The sequence below is a fragment of the Paenibacillus sp. BIHB 4019 genome (assembly GCF_002741035.1).
Classification (GTDB): Bacteria; Bacillota; Bacilli; order Paenibacillales; family Paenibacillaceae; genus Pristimantibacillus.
The window spans coordinates 1,484,609-1,500,073 of sequence record NZ_CP016808.1 but is presented as its reverse complement, the minus strand read 5'-3'; the positions used below and the strand labels follow the sequence as shown (position 1 = coordinate 1,500,073).

Sequence of the window (15,465 nt, the reverse complement as noted above, 5' to 3'; positions counted from 1 at the left end):
AAAGGGTATGAGCCGTTTATCTTGGAAGCGACAGTGGATGACCGATGTGCGGGTGAATGTGCTGGCGGGCATGACGGCGACGCTCGCACTGGTGCCGGATTCGCTGGCTTTTTCGTTTATGGCGGGAGTACCGCCTGTTGTCGGGATTTATGCTTCAATCTGTATCCTGCTCGTTACGACGTTTCTTGGCGGCCGTCCCGGCATGATTTCCGCAGCCGCGGGCTCGATGGCAGTGCTGATGCTGACGCTTGTAAAGGAGCATGGCATCGAATATTTGTTTGCAGCTACGATTTTGACCGGAATTTTGCAATATTTTATGGGTGTATTTAAGCTGGGCAAGCTGATGAGATATGTGCCGCAGGGCGTGCTGACCGGATTTATTAATGCGCTGGCGATTCTCATCCTCCTGTCGCAGCTCCGTTATTTTCAGGGCGAGTCGTGGCTAATGTATGCGTTAGTTGCGGCGACGCTGGCGATCATTTATTTTCTCCCCCGTTATTTCAAGGCGATTCCATCACCGCTGGTGGCGGTTGTCGTGCTAACGTTCGCTGTATGGGTATTCGGCATGGACGGTGTTACTCGTGTTGGCGCAATTGACGCTTCGCTGCCATCGTTTCTGCTGCCGAATATTCCGCTTAGCTGGGAGACGCTCGCAATCATTTTTCCTTATTCCTTGTCGCTGGCTGTCGTTGGATATACGGAGACGATGCTGACGCATAATTTGCTCGATGAGATGACCGGAGAGCGTACGGACAAAAATAAGGAAATGCGCGGACAAGGCGTTGCGAATGTCGTCGCGGGTTTCTTCGGCGGTATGGCAGGCTGCGCGCTTGTTGCGGAATCGGTGCTTAATGTAAAAATGGGCGGGAAGCATAGGCTGTCAACGCTCGTTTCTGCCTTGTTCCTCTTGCTGCTCGCCGTTCTGTTCGGCGATGTGCTGGCACAGGTGCCGATGGCGGCGCTGGTCGGCATTATGATTATGGTCTGTATCGCCATCTTCGACTGGCGCTCGGTGTTCAAGCCGCGCAGTGTGCCGCTTGCCGAAACGGTCGTCATGGTGGCGACAGTAGCTGCTGTACTGTTCACGCATGATTTGGCTGCTGGCGTATTGGTTGGCGTGCTGATCAGCTTCGTATGGTTCGTTGTGTCGGTGTCGCGCAAGCTGCACATCCATAGCGAATGGGAAGGCAGCAAGCGAACTTATCGGGTGTATGGACAGCTGTTTTTCGCTTCTTCTTCTGGATTGGAAGAGCTCATTGAGCTGGACTGCAAAGCCGACGAAATTCATATCGACCTTAGCCAGTCGCGCATATGGGATCATACGGCGCAGCTGGCACTCAATAAAGTGGTAGAGCGGCTGAAGGCAAGCGGCAAGGAAGTGACCGTGAGCAAAGGGGCCGCCTTGCAAGGCTAAACGGTGGGTGTATGAAACCAAAAAAAGATCGCTGTCCCAAAGGCATTAAGCCTGGCGGACAACGATCTTTTTTTTAAATCATGAGCACGTTCATAAGCGCGTTAGCCTCAATCGGTTGGGCTTATTGTGCTGCGCTTGCTTCTGGAGAAACAGCTGCGTCTGGATTAGCGCTTGCGTCTGTTTCTTCTTCTGTTTTCTCTTCGAGCGTGTTAGTAATCGTTGCTTTGTCGCGAATCTCTTGAATCCAAGTAGCTGATTTCTCTTGAATTTGTTGATTCAGCAGCTGCTTGCGGATTTCTTCCTTCTTCTCTTCAAAAGTCGGGGAAGTTGCCGCTTTAAAGCCGGTTTTCTTAATAATATGGAAACCGAAGCTCGATTTAACGACGTCGCTGATTTGATCAACTTCCAGTGCAAAGGCTGCTTCCTCGAAAGCAGGGTCCATGACGCCTTTGCCGAAGAAGCCAAGATCGCCGCCATTGTCTTTCGTGCCTGTATCGGTTGATTTTTCTTTCGCCAACGTTGCGAAGTCAGCGCCATCTTTCAATTCCTTCAAAATCGCGTCTGCTTCCTCTTGCGTAGCTACCAGAATATGCGAAGCTTTAATTTCTTCGCCTGTGCCATAGGAAGCTTTGTTTTGCTCATAAGCTTCTTTAATTTGATCATCGGTAATCGTAATGGATGGCTCAAGCAGCTTGCGGATTTTCACTTGCGTCTCAGCATCTTTACGCAGGCTCTCCAGCGTTACGCCGTATTGTGCCAGTGCAGCGTTGAACTGCTCGTCCGTGCCGAAGCTTGCTTTCAGCGTATTAATCTCTTCATCGATATCCGCTTCTGTAACCGTAACATTGGAAGCTTTAGCTTCTTGCGTAATCAACTGCTGTGTAATCAGATTGTCGAGAGTTGTTTTACCGCCTGATTTCAGCATTTCCTCGTAAAGGTCTTCTTTCGTAATGTCGACTTTGTTAACCGTTGCAACGGCTGCATTGTTGCCACCGCCAAATACCGGTTTAATAGCGACGATTACTAGCAAAATAGCTAAAACTGCTGAAAGTGCAATCCATGCTCCGTTGCCGCTTTTACGGGGTGGCGGGGGAGTTGATCCGCCCAAAGGCGCCCCTCCTGCCGCATTCGGTGAAGCTATTGTTGATTCAGTCGTATGTTGATTGTCCTCGTGTGTGTTGGTTTCTTGCTCCGCAGCATTTTTTAATTCTTCTTCTTTACGCTGCGATTCTTGGTTATCCATTCTTCAAACTCCCTTCATCATCTTACACGCTTTTTATAATGGTTTCGCGAAACGTTGCGGTGATCAAGGCCAGCTCACCGTAACCGTTTACGCTTGTCTAACCTACTATAACAAAACTCAGGTTAAAAAACCTTAATCTTAAATAAAAATAAAGGGATTTCAGCAGGAGCTGCTTTTTTGCGCCATGCGTCTTAGCAGTGTACAATGGAGAAGGCAAGCGCTTTATATTTGGTTTGAAGTATAACATGAGAGTTTCCAACTTTTAATTTTAATAGTAGAGAGGATGTTAATCGATGACGTATTTGCCTGCAAATTCCCGCTATGACGGGATGAAATACAATCGTACCGGCCGCAGCGGACTGCTGCTTCCGGCAGTATCACTGGGCCTCTGGCACAACTTTGGCGGTACGGATCGTTTGGAAAATGGACGGGCGATGGTCCGCCGCGCTTTCGATTTGGGCATTACCCATTTCGACCTTGCTAACAATTATGGGCCGCCTGCTGGCTCCGCAGAAGAGACATTCGGCCAACTGCTCAAGCAGGATTTGGCGGCTTACCGCGATGAGCTTATTATTTCCACAAAAGCCGGATATTATATGTGGAAAGGCCCTTACGGCGAGTGGGGCTCGCGCAAATATTTGGTGGCGAGCCTCGATCAGAGCCTTAAGCGCATGGGGCTGGAATACGTAGATATTTTTTATCATCACCGTCCAGATCCGAACACGCCGCTTGAAGAAACGATGGCTGCGCTTGACCATATCGTTCGCCAAGGCAAGGCGCTCTATGTTGGCTTGTCCAACTACAGTGCGGAGCAGACGGCTGAAGCTTCCCTTATTTTGCAGCGGCTTGGCACGCCTTGCCTCATTCACCAGCCTTCTTATTCGATGTTCAATCGCTGGATTGAAGATGGCTTGCAGGATGTTCTTGATACGGAAGGCATCGGCTCCATCGTGTTCTCGCCGCTCGCTGGCGGCTTGCTGACGAACCGCTATTTGAACGGCATCCCGCAGGATTCCCGCGCGGCAGGGCCAAGCGTATTTCTGCAATCCGATCAAATTACAGAAGGCAAGCTTGAGAAAATCAAGCTGCTTAATGCTCATGCTGCCGAGCGCGGGCAGACGCTTGCACAGATGGCGCTCGCATGGGTATTGCGCGGCGGCCGGGTAACATCGGCATTGATCGGCGCAAGCCGTGTGGAGCAAATCGATGATAACGTTGCGGCACTCAGCTCGCTTGACTTCTCTAGCGATGAGCTGGCTCGTATTGAATCGATTTTAAAAGATTAAGGCAAGCGAATCCAGCAATGAGGCACCATCTAAAATAACGAATGTCTTTTTTGAACGCCAAGGCCCTCCGCCTTGGCGTTTTTGCTTCTCCCGCTTTCGTAAAGGCTGTATAATAAACGGGACAACTGACAAACTTTGCCGGATAGGAAGTGAGCCGCTTGAGCAACACGTCTCTTAGGGTCAAGGGACTTCTGGTTATAGTATTAATTACCTTTATTCCGCTGCTGTTTGCCGGCATTATTAACTATTTGGGCTTAAGACAGGGAATGATTGATTCCGCAACAGAGAAAACATTAAGCCAATTAAACAGCAGTGCGAATAACCTGTCTGCTTGGCTTGCCATCAGGCGGGCGGAAGTATTGGTCATTAGCCGAACCGATGTCGTACGTTATGGAAAAGACGAAGAGAAGCTCAGCTATTTTAACCGTGAGCTTGTGCGGGCAGGCTTTGCCTTCCGCTCCCTTGGCTTTGTGGGCAAGGACGGCATGGCCATTCGTACGGATGGCACGCCGTTTGATTTGAGCAACCATTCCTTCTTCCAGACTTCGATTAAAGGGAAGGTGCTGATCAGCGATCCGTTCAAAACAAGCCTTTCGCCAAAAGAACAATTTGTCATAGCCGTTCCAGTCTACAATGAAGAAAATCAAATTGCCGGAATCGTCTATGCAGCTATTGATATGGATATGATTATCCCTTATTTGCAATTGGATAAGCCGGATGCAGCCACCTTCTGGCTGTATAACGAGGAAGGCGTTGTATTATTCTGTTCGGATGATGGGATTTTGCCGCAGACTGCCATGATGAACGGGAATTTACAGGAAATTCAGGTGAATGAAAAGCTGCTGTCCAATAAGGATGGCATGGAGATCATTTCCTCAAATATGAATGAATACGCAGTATTTCACTCCAAGGTGGATGGTGTGGCTGCTTGGCATTTTATGCTTGAAATGCCGATGTCGGATTTGGAGATCGGGACGCTGCCCGTCCTGCTGAGCATTCTGCTGACGCTCGTTGGCTCAGAGCTTGTCATTGTGCTGCTGTGCTATCTCTTTTTTGCCAATATGGTAAATCGGTTGAAAAATATATTGATCGTCACCGAACAGGCAGCCGCTGGCCAGTTTAATGCCGAGCATCTTTCAGAAATGCCAGGGGACGAGGTAGGCAAGCTGTCGCGTTCGGTGAACGTCATGGTTGTGCGTCTAAGAAGAATGTTTGAACGGCTGGAAGCGATTATTAATCAAAATCAATATTCCTTTGTCGTCCTCGACGAGCATTACCGTATTTCCTATCTCAATAAGAAGGCTGAGGAAATGATCGGCTATAAGACAGAAGAAGTATCGGGGCATGCGACGCCGCTGCTGTTCATGGACATGGAGGAAATCCGCATAACGGCCGAGGAACTTGGGGAGAAATTGGGCCGCGAGGTGGTACCGGGACTGGATGTGCTCAAGGAGCTGCGCAAGGCCGAGTTTTCCTACGAGCGGGAATGGACCTTTATTGCGAAAAATGGCAAACGCATTCCCGTCCTGCTCAGCACGAATGGCCTGCGGGATGCAAATGGGAAATTTACAGGAGCCGTTGGTATGTTTCTGGATATAACCGACAAGCTGCAGGTGGAAAAATCGCGCAATCGGCTGCTTGATATCGTTGGCTCTGCCAAAGATTTGATCGCTTCGGTCGATTCCCAGGGCGAAATGATCTACATTAATCAGGCGGGCAAGGAGATGCTCGGCATCCATGAGGAAGAAACGGATCTTTCTTCGCTCAATGAGCATCTGAGCAGTGAAATGTTCTTTTATCTTATGAATGGCTCAGAGCTGGCCAAGCAGTACGGGTATTGGGAAGGCAATATCGAAATTTTGACGAAGAAAAAACAATTGAAGCATGTATCGCTCGTGCTCGTATCCCATCATAATCGCAGAACAGGAGAGGATTATTTCTCCTGTATTGCACGGGACATATCGGAGCAAAAAATCATTCAGGAGGAGCTGCTTCAGGCGTCGCAGGATGCGGCGGAGGCGAATGCGGCCAAAGGCAGATTCCTTGCCCTCATGAGCCATGAAATTCGGACGCCGCTGAACGGCATCATCGGACTGACCCAGCTGCTCAAGCGCACGGGATTATCCTATTCGCAGAAAGATTATGTGGACAAAATCAGCACGTCATCCGAGTCGCTGCTGCGCATCATTAATGACATTCTTGATTTCTCCAAAGTTGAGGCAGAGAAAATAGAGGTTGAACTGCTAGCTTTCCATCCGGAGGAGCTGCTTGGCCGGGTAGCAGATCAGCTCAGCGTCTTTATGGGCGGCAAGGAGCAGTTCGAATTTTTGATCCATACGGCTTACAATCTGCCCAGCACGCTGCTTGGGGATTTGCTGCGGCTGGAGCAGGTGCTGTTGAATCTATGCATCAATGCGATTAAATTTACGAAAAAAGGCCATGTCAGCCTTCGATTAGAAGTGGTAGAACTTCGTGAAGCGGAAGTGCAGCTGCGTTTTGTCGTTGAAGATACAGGCATCGGCATGAGCGAGGAGCAGCTGGATAGGCTGTTCCAGCCGTTCAGCCAAGCGGATGGATCTACGACGAGGAAATATGGGGGCACAGGGCTGGGCCTTGTTATTTCCCAAAAGCTCGTCACGTTGATGGGCGGAAATCTCTTCGCGGAAAGCAAGGTCGGCCGCGGCAGCAAATTCAGCTTCGTCATTACTTTCCCTATGCTTGAAGAAGCGCCGCCCTACAGCATGGAGCTAGGCGAGGAGATGATTGGACAGCCGGTGTGGATCGTCGAGGACAGCCAAATGATGCGCCACCATTGGTGCGAAAGGCTGGAATCGTTCGAAATGGCCCCGGTTCCCTTCGCTTCCTGGAAGACGGCGCGGGAGCGGCTGCGCCGAATCGGTGCGGGAGCGATGCCGAAGCTGATTTTGCTCGATATGGAGATGCCTGATATGTATGGGGCGGAAACTTGGCTTGAGTTCCATCAGGAGGCTGTGGCGGCTGGCGTGAAGACGGCTGTGCTGACGACTTCCTTCGGGCGGGACGAAATGCTGCAAATGCCAGAAAAGGATCGTCCGCTTGCCCTGCTTACAAAGCCGGTTACCCGGTTAGCTATGCTTAACGGCCTGAGAGGCGTTTTGACGGAGCGTTCCTTTATTCCGCCTTGGAACCGGGCGATGAGCGAAGTGGCAGTTGAACAGCGGGAAGGGCGCAATGCCAAGATTTTGCTTGCCGAAGATAATAAAATCAATCAAATCGTCGCTCTGGAAATGTTAAAAGAACGGGGCTACGAAGTAGGTTTGGCCGAAAATGGCCATGAGGTGCTGGAAATGCTGGAGCAGGAGGAGTGGCATCTCATTCTTATGGATATTCATATGCCCGAAATGGACGGCATGGAGGCGACGCGATTTATTCGGGCCAATCCCAAATATGATGGGCTGCCGATTATTGCGGTTACCGCCAATGTGCTGCGCGCCGATCATGAGCAGTACAGGCAGCTAGGCATGGATGATATTATAACGAAGCCGATCAGCGCCGGCTTTCTCCATTCCGTACTCTCGCATTGGTTGAATCAGACGGGCATATTGCCAGTATCGACGTTATGGGAGGATGAGCCCCATGTGCAGCCGCAATATGAACAGACGGCTTATTCCTCGCTGCCGGTCATTCCGGGAGTAGATTTGCCGGAGGCGCTCGCCAGAGTGAATGGCAAGCTTCCGATTTTGATGCATATGTTAGAACAATTTCAAGCCGATTATCCTTCATTTATCGACAGATTAATCGCTTCAATGACAGAGAGGGATCTCGTGACCGCCAAGCGACTTGTGCATACCCTTAGGGGAGCGGCTAGCCATTTATCCGCTTATCAATTGGCGAATGCGGCGACAGAGCTGGAGCTGCTGTTCAATCAGGAGGACATAGATGAGCAGGAATGGAGCCAGCGGCTGACAAAGCTGGAAGAAGAATTGACACATTTGCTCAAATGTTTGCAACAAGACAAGTGACAAAAGTTCGACAAAAAACCCTAACAATTCTCTAACAAATTATTGTAGTCGGTCACAGCTATATTGTATAGTAAGAGGACAGACTTAATTCGACAGAAATCTTCAATCCCAATAAGGGGTGACGCCAATGTATAAAGTTATAGTTATAGAAGATGACGTCATGATGAGTGATATGCTGTCTATGTATTTGTCAGAGGAAGGCTATTCTGTCAAACAAGCGGGATTGGCAAATGACGGCTTGCGTATTATTTCGGAATTCGAACCTGATTTGGTTTTGCTGGATCTTATGCTCCCGGATATGGATGGGATGGAGATATGTGCATTGATTCGCGAGCGTTCGAATGTGCCTATTATGATTTTATCCATGAAAAACGAAGTGTCAGAACGAGTGCTGGCGTTGAAGTCTGGTGCAGACGATTATATGTGCAAGCCATTCAGCATGCACGAGATGACGGCGAGAGTCGAGGCCTTGATTCGCAGAGCTAACATTAAGCCGGCCGGAGCAGAGGTTGAGCAAGAGCAAGGCGAAGAGGAGCGGGATCCGATCCAGCTTGATTTTGAACGGAGATTGCTGCTTGTCAGAGGCATGCTGGTAGAAACAACCTTTTCGGAATATGAAATTATGAAGCTATTTTTGGCGTATCCTGGCAAGGTATTCAGCAGGGAAGAGCTAATCAATGCCATTCGCGGCTTTGATTCCTTTGTCACCGACCGTGCTATTGATGTACACATTGTGAATCTGCGGAAAAAAATCGAGCAAAATCCAAAGGAGCCTCGTCTGATTCGAACGGTTTGGGGCTTCGGCTACAAGTACACAGCCCAGAATTCCTCAGTCAGCCAGGAGAAATAATAGCATGCATTTTTTAGGGACCGTCTGGCTTATGCAGACGGTTTTTTGTATGGAAAATGACATTCTAACAACTATCTAAAGGTAATTGCCGAAATTTCCTAATTATTGTATGAGAACATAGATTTAACTTACTATTGGATCGAAGGATGGGAAATATGAAGGAACAAGTCATTGCATTATGGCCTGCAAAGCTGAATGCCTGCCGCGAGCTAGGCCGCATGCTGCTGCAAGTGCAAAATGCAAGCCATAAGCTTGCTGCGGTGCTCGTGCAGCTTGACCATTTTTACCGCATTATCGGAGCTCGAGGAATGGACTATGGCAGCGAGGTGATCCAGCAGATTGAAGAGCGGCTGGTAGCGGCTGGAGCAGACCAGGCTGCGATCTGGCAAATGAGCGACAGCACTTTTCTGGTTGCTGTGGAACTGGATGCTAGCCAAGCGGATGGATATAGCCTGCTGGAACGTTTCAAACGAACGGTGCAGCAGCCCGTAGGCTTTGGCTCCGATCGTTATCATTTAACTGCCAGCATTGGCGTGAGCCTGTTCCCGCAGGATGGCGCGACAAGCGAGCAGCTCATTTGCTATGCAGAAACGGCACTGTATAGCGGGGTTTTAAAGGGAGAAGGCCAGATTTCCTATTATTCGCGGGCGGAAACAGAGCAAATTAATCGGCATTTTGAGCTGGAGGCTGCCATTCGAACGGCGCTGTACAAAGGGCAGTTTCACTTGAACTACCAGCCCATCTATCAAGTGGAAACGGGCAAGCTGCGAGGCTTCGAAGTGCTGCTGCGCTGGAATCATCCAGAGCTTGGCAACATTCAGCCAGCTGAATTTATACCCTTTGCAGAAAAAAACGGCATGATATTGCCCATTGGCGCCTGGGTGATCAAGCAGGCCTGCCGCAAGCTGGGCAGCCTGCCGGATCAAGCTGCGCTGGTCATGTCCGTCAATATTTCGCCGACAGAGCTGGCAGACTGCGCCTATGCTGACATGGTGCTAAATACGCTGGAGGAGACCGGAATATCGCCGCAGCGTTTGCAGCTGGAAATCAAAGAGGGCTATAATTATGCGAAATGCGAGCCGTCCATTAAAGCCTTAACTAGATTGCATGCAAGTGGCGTGCTGATAGCGCTGGATGATTTCGGCTCCATGCACTCGTCGCTGGCCAATTTGCAGCTGCTGCCGATTCATGCCTTGAAGCTGGATCGCTCCTTTGTGAGAGAGATTGATAAGGAAGGCGCTGAGCATCATATCGTGGAGGCAATGATTGGGCTGCTGCATAAGCTGGGCATTAGCGTCATTGCTGAAGGAGTGGAATATGTGAAGCAGTATGAGCTGCTGCGGGGCTGGGGCTGCGATTACATGCAGGGCTACTTGCTGGGCCAGCCCGCACAGCCAGATATGCTGGATTTATCGATGATTCGCAAGCCTGAACGAACAGGCGCATAGTCTTCTGATATAGAGCTTGCCCAAGCGAAAGCGATAGGGCAGGCTCTTTTTTCATTAGAATAAAGGTCAGGGTATTAAACGCAACAAAGCCTCCAAATCCACTATCGCAGCGGTAGGAGGCTTTTCTAAACGATTGGAATAAATGAGTGATGCGATCCGTATATGCTTCGGTTCCATTGCGTACCGGTTTCGTCGAATAAAAGCGAAAAAATCGTTTACGCTTGTTTAGGTTGGGGATGATGTTCCTTTTAGTCCAGTGGGGGCCAGAGGGTGTTTAGCTAACTTCCAGATAAAGTTTAGTACCATCGCTGTATTGAAAAATAGCAACCTCACGTACGACTTCAACTTTAGAGATCCGTTTCCATTTTTTTCGAAAGTCGAAATTGAGTTCCATTTCACGCAGTTTATGATGAAGCTGCTCAACTGACGCGGCTTGTTCGTTAGTATAATAAACAGGTACAGAACGACTTTTGAAGGTAATGATTTTCATCATGACCTTGTCCACCTCCGATCGTTTTTTCCTATTCTATCCTAAACGTTTTAGCCGCTTATGAAACAGCCGTAAGAATATTGTTTAATTTGCTTATATATTTCTAACACATTATGTCAGCTGGAAAATACTACTTTCCAGCTAGGATTACATACTGCAGTGCTGCGATAATGGCAAGATGCAACGGGTAAAAACTGCGCCAAAGGCTGCGAGGAATTTTGATTGTATCGGCTGCTAGCAGCATGCTTGGCGAGTAGACAAGCAGCAAGGTTGCGACAACGCTGAACAATTGAATGCTCCAGCCCATGTAGAATAAATAAAAGAGATTGAGCAGCAGATGGGCCGGAGCCATACCGTGTTTCGGGACATAACGGTAGATGAGGACGAGCACTAGCAAATAAGCGCCGTAGCTGCATGGAATGGCTTCGAGCAGCAGCAGCAGAAAGGCAGCCAGCGACACTTGAAGGGCAGGACTCGACCTCAACTGGTCCAGAAGCTTGAGGGACACGAGACAAACGAGCAGAGTGCCCACGGTGTTAATTTCCCAAGTGCCGAAGGCTAGCGAATATGGGATTTGCGACAAAGCCGCAATGGCGGCCATCCGCCATAAGTATTGGTTTATGTTTTTGGTGCGGAAATATCCAATGACAAGCGCATAAGCATAAAGCGGCATAGCAAGCCTGCCAATAATCCGCCAGGTATCATCTTCGGGAAACCAGATCAATCCAATATGATCAAGCAGCATCGTAACCATTGCGATAATTTGCATATTCATCCCCCTAAGCTGTGACTATTATAGCATGGGGGTATGAACGGGAGAAGAACAGCGTTTTAGGTGTAAAGCAGGGTAATGACAAGCAGCTCGTAGAGAACGAGTGGAAGAATGGCGTTTTGTGGAGGAATGAAGGCGCGCGGGTCCTGCACGGTACAGTGCAAATACAGCAGGCAGCGGTCCACATGTGCAATATAGCCCTCGTATACATGGCCATCCATCGTATGCACGCGCACAGGCCTATGCATATGTCCGTGGCACAGACGATGGATCTGTTCTTGCACTTGTTGCACCATAGCTGTATGTGCAGGTTCTGCCTGGTACAACACAGCTGCCGCTTGCTCCGCTGCCTTTAATTGCTCTGACATATGAACATCGCTCCTTTGCCCCGCAGCATGCCAGCAGGGAGTCTCATCCTAAATTAAGCTATATGCGGGAGGGGCGGGGATGATGCTGGTTTTTAAGAAGGACGCCGATCCGCCAATTCAATTATGAATGGAGGGAAGGACGTGATGGAACGCTTTATTCAATGTTGTGAAAATGAAAAAAGCGCGGTGCTCTGAAAACCCGGAGCCCGCGCTTTTTCATATGGATCGTGCATCGTCTTACGGCTTGTTTCTCCGTGCCGTAATTGAGCCGACTATCTTCCAGCATCCTTTTAGCGCTATTTAATTACACCGCATGCGATGCGAGCGCCGGAATTGCCGGAAGGATCAGTGACGTAATCATCCGCTTTCTCGTGAATAACCAGAGCAGCGCCGCCTGATTTTATTAGCGAGTTAGGTTCGCCCTTGGCGAGCGTCACATTTTTCGAAATGATTTCGGCTTCTACTTTTCCAGACGCGTCAACTTGAATATTCGGCAAATCGCCAGAATGGAAGCCTTTGGGGTTGCTGAACCCATGCTGCTTGCTTAGCGGATTGAAATGCGCCCCAGCGGTTGTAAATTCGGGAGCCTCGCACTTCCCCGTTTCGTGAAAATGAATGCCGTGCATGCCCGGTGCGAGCTGGTCCACCGCAAGGCGGATATGTACACCGTCAGCCTGCTCCTGCAGGCTTGCTTTGCCGATGACGGCTCCTTTGCTATTAATGAGGTCGAGCTTGATTTCCTCAGAGGGTACCGTTTTTCCAGCGGCTTGGGCTGCAGGCAGGGAAGCGCCTCCTAGCGCTAAGCAGAGCGTTGTGATGCAGATTGTTTTTTGGATAAACACAAATTTTCCTCCATTTCCAGTGATGCCACTTAATATGTCCCGCTAATCGCTGGCCTATACAGAAATTAAGGAATAGCAGATATGTGTTTGACGGGGAATACATGTCCATACCTCTTTACTCTATTTGAATATGATATAGCAGAAACCATGAGAGAGGTGGCATTTATTATGTCAGTAAAATCGAAGTTTCAAGTGAAAAACATTAAATCAGCATCGCGCCAATCGAAACGGGCCCGCACTTCTTCTTGTTCCTGTCAACGCCAAGAGTCAGCAAATGAGCACAGAAGCAATGGTTGTCATCGCAGAGACCAGGCAGTTGAAGGAATTCAGGATGCAGGAAAAGAATTAAGCAAAATTTTCAAAAGACTAGAGCATGAAGAGGTTGCTGAGAGGCTCGTCAGAGCGATCCGCTGTCACGATGCTCGGGCGGTTCAGAACATTATCGGCTGCGAATGCCGAGTCGTTCACTTCTTCTGCACAGATCGTTCTGATTGCGTCAGAATCTGTTGTTCATTTGGCAGAGACCATGCGGTTACAATCTCGTTTGACATTTGTATCAGAAGAGAACACCGCAACGAACACCGCAACCGTTTCTAGTTGCAAGCAGACGCTAAAACAAGCAAGGACCGGCAAGCCCCTTCAGAGGCTTGCCGGTCCTTGCTTCGTTCTATTGGGCTGTTCATAGGAAGTATTCACTCGCTTATTCGCCTGTTATCCATCCATTTCTATGGCTTAATAATCTGTCACCGCGCTTCGCGAATCGGCATACGATAGGACAGCAAGGTTAGACCGATAAACGAGTATGGACAACAACTATAAATGGAGGGGACGAACGATGCCGCTAATCCCGAATTTCCCCGCACCGCTGCTCCAGGAGCATGCCGTATGGCACCATACGCATCATGTCATTCCCGGCACCATCCCGCCTCGCGGGTTCGGTGATCAATTTATGCGTTTTCACCGCGACTTCATTAACCGTGTGTACAACTGGTATAACAGCCAAGGCTATGACACCAGTCTGATTGCGGCGTGGCCGGAAATCCCGGAAGCTATTCGCCGCGCTCCTTGCTATAATCCGGCTGCGGAAAATCGGATTCGAAATAATCCGCGCTCCTTTGCTACGCTGGATGAACTAGGCAGCTACATCGAGTCCAGCGGCATTCACGGCTGTATGCATATGATTTCAGCCCAGCTGATGAACGAGCCGGAAATCAATGACTTTGATTTGGCGCCGCGCCATACGACGTTTTATCAAATTCACGGGCTAATTGACCAGTGGTATCGCAACTGGGAAAATGCTTGGGGCCAACGCGCTGACGCGAAAGGCCAAAGGCAAGGCCAGAGCCAGAACCAGAACCAGAACCAAAGCCAGAGCAGCAAGATTCAAAGTCAAAGCCGCTCTGTGCGGCAGCAGCGTTCCGCTGGCGTCGCTGCTTCAGCGCCTACGTGCAATCGCGCAAGGCGCGCATCACGCTTGCGTAATATTCCGCTTTGCGCGGCACGAACTGCTCCACCCGCACGCTCCTTACGGAAGGTATCTGCCCGCCATCCTGGCTTACAGCTACCCCTGATACCACCAGCTCCGACCGCTCGTGCTCGAACAGCTGGAGCAGCTCTTCCAGGTCGGCCTCGTACACGCCGGCCACCTCTTCGGCTTGCAGCTGTAATTCCATCAGCGGCAAGGAGCAGACGAAGCCGAACACATCGCTGACCTCACGGTCGATGAAACTGACGCCGCCAGCCGTGCCTACGGTATCCTCACGCAGCTGCCCAAGCGGGATTAGGTCGTCGAAACTGGCGGTTACGCCAATCTCCTCCTGCAGCTCGCGTGCGGCGTCGCGCATCGTTTCGCCTGCCGAGAGATGTCCAGCGACGGTAATGTCATAGCAGTCCGGACAAGTATCCTTGCTGGACTGCCGCAGCTGAAACCGGACGTAGCGGCGATCTTCTTCCTTGCGTGTGAGCCAGCAGTGAAAGGAGCGGTGCCAGTAGCCCTTGGCATGCGTCTCCGAGCGGGTGGCTGTACCGATGGGATTCATCTGCTCATCATAAATATCGAAATATTCCTCTGTCATTGCACGAACTCCTTTGTATAAAAGATAGGGCAGTTTGCGCGTTTAGAGACTGCGACGAAATAAAGCACCGCTAATCTGTCGATAAATCGAGTACTCATTTCCTCGCAGCTCCTTAGTGAGAGCGTCCTGTATCGACAGCTTCAAGCTGGGACGTGCAGTGTTTGCAGCGAGTCGCTTTCAGCGGAATGCTGGACAAGCAGTAAGGGCAGTCTTTTTCCGTAGGAGCAGCTTCGGCGGGAGCTTCCTCGGTTTTGCTGCGGCGCAGCATATTAATGCCTTTAACGAGGAAGAAAATACAGACGGCTACGATAAAGAAATCCAGCATCACATTAATAAACTGGCCATAGGCGATAACGGCAATGCCGTTTTTGGATGCATCGTCGAGGGAGCGGACAACGGTACCGGCAGCCTCCAATTGCTCCGTATGCTTCGGATCGAGATTAATGAATAAGTCCTTGAAATTGACACCGCCCAAAACCCGTCCAATCGGCGGCATAATAATGTCGTTCACAAGCGAAGTGACAATTTTACCGAAAGCTCCGCCAATAATGACACCGACGGCCAGGTCAATAACGTTGCCCTTAATCGCAAATTCCTTAAATTCCTGTACAATTTTCATCATAAATCTCTCCTTTATAAAATAAGCTTGCCGGGAAAAATCGCAATAGCGAGCGCA

12 protein-coding genes are annotated in these 15,465 nt (G+C 49.8%); 5 read left to right on the top strand and 7 right to left on the bottom strand.

Annotated features, from left to right (window positions below; genetic code table 11):
- The first annotated feature begins 7 nt into the window (after positions 1 to 7).
- Positions 8 to 1,414: a SulP family inorganic anion transporter gene (locus BBD42_RS06295; RefSeq protein WP_099517473.1), complete on the top strand. Its 1,407-nt coding sequence runs from the start codon at positions 8 to 10 to the stop codon at positions 1,412 to 1,414.
- Between the two features lie 121 nt (positions 1,415 to 1,535).
- Here BBD42_RS06295 and BBD42_RS06290 read toward each other — a convergent pair whose 3' ends face one another.
- A complete protein-coding gene (locus BBD42_RS06290) occupies positions 1,536 to 2,657 on the bottom strand; it encodes a peptidylprolyl isomerase (RefSeq protein WP_099517472.1) in 1,122 nt (373 codons plus the stop codon).
- 293 nt (positions 2,658 to 2,950) lie between these two features.
- Here BBD42_RS06290 and mgrA point away from each other — a divergent pair, with 293 nt between their 5' ends.
- The 4 genes from mgrA (at position 2,951) to BBD42_RS06270 (ending at position 10,242) form a co-directional block, all read left to right on the top strand.
- Entirely contained in the window at positions 2,951 to 3,943 is a 993-nt protein-coding gene (mgrA, locus tag BBD42_RS06285; protein ID WP_099517471.1) for an L-glyceraldehyde 3-phosphate reductase, read from the top strand.
- 158 nt (positions 3,944 to 4,101) lie between these two features.
- The gene (locus tag BBD42_RS06280) at positions 4,102 to 7,944 is read left to right on the top strand and encodes a response regulator (protein WP_099517470.1); all 3,843 of its coding nucleotides are present in this window, start codon (positions 4,102 to 4,104) and stop codon (positions 7,942 to 7,944) included.
- A 127-nt stretch (positions 7,945 to 8,071) separates the two neighbouring features.
- The gene (locus BBD42_RS06275; protein ID WP_081418667.1) at positions 8,072 to 8,794 is read left to right on the top strand and encodes a response regulator transcription factor; all 723 of its coding nucleotides are present in this window, start codon (positions 8,072 to 8,074) and stop codon (positions 8,792 to 8,794) included.
- A gap of 155 nt (positions 8,795 to 8,949) precedes the next feature.
- Positions 8,950 to 10,242 (top strand): putative bifunctional diguanylate cyclase/phosphodiesterase, encoded by a 1,293-nt coding sequence (locus BBD42_RS06270; protein ID WP_172455415.1) that lies wholly within the window; start codon positions 8,950 to 8,952, stop codon positions 10,240 to 10,242.
- A gap of 274 nt (positions 10,243 to 10,516) precedes the next feature.
- On the opposite strand, the gene BBD42_RS06265 is transcribed toward BBD42_RS06270, so the two are convergent.
- The 6 genes from BBD42_RS06265 to mscL form a co-directional block, all read right to left on the bottom strand.
- Complete coding sequence (locus tag BBD42_RS06265; protein WP_046229519.1) at positions 10,517 to 10,735, bottom strand: hypothetical protein; 219 nt, start codon at positions 10,733 to 10,735, stop codon at positions 10,517 to 10,519.
- 127 nt (positions 10,736 to 10,862) lie between these two features.
- Positions 10,863 to 11,501, bottom strand: coding sequence for a TraX family protein (locus BBD42_RS06260; RefSeq protein ID WP_099517468.1), 639 nt, complete (start codon positions 11,499 to 11,501; stop codon positions 10,863 to 10,865).
- Between the two features lie 62 nt (positions 11,502 to 11,563).
- On the bottom strand, positions 11,564 to 11,872 hold the full coding sequence (locus BBD42_RS06255; protein ID WP_099517467.1) for a hypothetical protein: 309 nt from the start codon (positions 11,870 to 11,872) through the stop codon (positions 11,564 to 11,566).
- 296 nt (positions 11,873 to 12,168) lie between these two features.
- On the bottom strand, positions 12,169 to 12,714 hold the full coding sequence (locus BBD42_RS06250) for a superoxide dismutase family protein (protein ID WP_481855921.1): 546 nt from the start codon (positions 12,712 to 12,714) through the stop codon (positions 12,169 to 12,171).
- 1,442 nt (positions 12,715 to 14,156) lie between these two features.
- Entirely contained in the window at positions 14,157 to 14,789 is a 633-nt protein-coding gene (locus BBD42_RS06245; protein WP_099517466.1) for an NUDIX hydrolase, read from the bottom strand.
- Between the two features lie 112 nt (positions 14,790 to 14,901).
- The gene (gene mscL, locus BBD42_RS06240) at positions 14,902 to 15,411 is read right to left on the bottom strand and encodes a large conductance mechanosensitive channel protein MscL (RefSeq protein ID WP_099517465.1); all 510 of its coding nucleotides are present in this window, start codon (positions 15,409 to 15,411) and stop codon (positions 14,902 to 14,904) included.
- Positions 15,412 to 15,465: the final 54 nt, after the last annotated feature.

Bases quoted from the DNA above. Each gene is read 5' to 3' on its own strand.
- BBD42_RS06295 (WP_099517473.1), top strand. From the start codon at position 8: ATGAGCCGTTTATCTTGGAAGCGACAGTGGATGACCGATGTGCGGGTG.
- BBD42_RS06290 (WP_099517472.1), bottom strand. From the start codon at position 2,657: ATGGATAACCAAGAATCGCAGCGTAAAGAAGAAGAATTAAAAAATGCT.
- mgrA (WP_099517471.1), top strand. From the start codon at position 2,951: ATGACGTATTTGCCTGCAAATTCCCGCTATGACGGGATGAAATACAAT.
- BBD42_RS06275 (WP_081418667.1), top strand. From the start codon at position 8,072: ATGTATAAAGTTATAGTTATAGAAGATGACGTCATGATGAGTGATATG.
- BBD42_RS06270 (WP_172455415.1), top strand. From the start codon at position 8,950: ATGAAGGAACAAGTCATTGCATTATGGCCTGCAAAGCTGAATGCCTGC.
- BBD42_RS06265 (WP_046229519.1), bottom strand. From the start codon at position 10,735: ATGATGAAAATCATTACCTTCAAAAGTCGTTCTGTACCTGTTTATTAT.
- BBD42_RS06260 (WP_099517468.1), bottom strand. From the start codon at position 11,501: ATGCAAATTATCGCAATGGTTACGATGCTGCTTGATCATATTGGATTG.
- BBD42_RS06255 (WP_099517467.1), bottom strand. From the start codon at position 11,872: ATGTCAGAGCAATTAAAGGCAGCGGAGCAAGCGGCAGCTGTGTTGTAC.
- BBD42_RS06245 (WP_099517466.1), bottom strand. From the start codon at position 14,789: ATGACAGAGGAATATTTCGATATTTATGATGAGCAGATGAATCCCATC.
- mscL (WP_099517465.1), bottom strand. From the start codon at position 15,411: ATGATGAAAATTGTACAGGAATTTAAGGAATTTGCGATTAAGGGCAAC.